The sequence below is a fragment of the Halomonas sp. BM-2019 genome (assembly GCF_017584085.1).
Genome location: NZ_CP071922.1, coordinates 49,201 through 50,797, shown reverse-complemented (window position 1 = coordinate 50,797; position 1,597 = coordinate 49,201). Strand labels below are relative to the sequence as shown.

Below are 1,597 nucleotides of genomic sequence, written 5' to 3'. Positions count from 1 at the left end.
TTTAGTTTCCAAGGTCACCCAGAAGCGAGTCCAGGGCCGCAGGATGCTGCGCCACTGTTCGATCATTTCATTGAACTGCTTGAAGCTGCGAAGCAATAAAGACGGGATGCCACGATGCCAAAACGTACAGACATAAAAAGTATTTTAATTATCGGCGCGGGTCCTATTGTCATCGGCCAAGCGTGTGAGTTCGACTACTCGGGTGCGCAAGCGTGTAAGGCGCTGCGCGAAGAAGGATATCGAGTTATTTTGGTGAACTCGAATCCAGCCACGATTATGACTGATCCAGAAATGGCCGATGCGACTTACATTGAGCCAATTCACTGGGAAGTGGTTGAGAAAATTATCGAACGTGAACGTCCAGACGCGATTTTACCCACCATGGGTGGGCAAACTGCACTGAACTGTGCGCTTGAGCTCGACGCCCAAGGTGTTTTAGAAAAGTATAATGTTGAAATGATTGGTGCGACGGCTGATGCCATCGACAAAGCGGAGGACCGCGATCGTTTCGACAAGGCGATGAAAAAGATTGGTTTGGAAACGCCACGCGCTGAAATCGCCCATGGTATGGACGAAGCCTTCGATATTCTTGAGCGCATCGGTTTCCCTTGTATCATTCGTCCGTCATTCACTATGGGTGGCAGCGGCGGCGGTATCGCCTACAACCGTGACGAATTCGAAGAGATATGTAAACGTGGTTTGTCACTATCACGCACCAAAGAGCTCCTCATTGACGAGTCGTTAATCGGCTGGAAAGAGTATGAGATGGAAGTGGTTCGTGACAAGAATGACAACTGCATTATTGTCTGCGCGATCGAAAACTTTGACCCCATGGGTGTGCACACTGGTGACTCGATTACCGTTGCCCCAGCACAAACATTGACAGACAAAGAATATCAAATCATGCGCGACGCCTCGATGGCCGTTCTGCGCGAGATTGGCGTTGAAACCGGTGGGTCGAACGTGCAGTTTGGTATTTGTCCAGACACGGGCCGGATGGTCATTATTGAAATGAACCCGCGGGTGAGCCGTTCTTCGGCGCTGGCCTCAAAAGCGACAGGTTTCCCCATTGCGAAAGTGGCAGCCAAGTTGGCTGTGGGCTACACCTTGGACGAATTGGCCAACGACATTACTGGTGGTGTGACGCCGGCTTCGTTTGAGCCTGCAATTGATTACGTCGTCACTAAAATTCCACGTTTTAACTTTGAAAAATTCGCTGGTGCGAACGATCGCTTAACCACGCAAATGAAGTCCGTGGGTGAGGTGATGGCGATTGGTCGTAATCAACAGGAGTCTATGCAGAAGGCGTTACGTGGCCTTGAGCTTGGTATGAATGGCTTAGACCCAATTGTTGATTTAAGCGAGCCTGACGAAGCGCGAACCAAAATCATTCGTGAGCTAAAAGAACCGGGTGCCGAGCGCATTTGGTATATCGGTGATGCATTCCGCATGGGGATGAGTGTGGACGAGGTCTTTAACCTGACCAAGATCGATCGCTGGTTCCTCATTCAGTTGGAAGAAATTATCGCGTTAGAACGTGAAGTTGAGCAACTCGGCTTAGCGGGAATGGATGCTGATAGCCTGCGTTACCTGAAAC

1 pseudogene is annotated in these 1,597 nt (G+C 50.1%); it reads left to right on the top strand.

Annotation, left to right across the window (positions count from 1 at the left end):
* Positions 1–114: 114 nt before the first annotated feature.
* Positions 115–1,597: pseudogene (gene carB, locus J5F18_RS00265) on the top strand (carbamoyl-phosphate synthase large subunit); the annotation flags it as partial.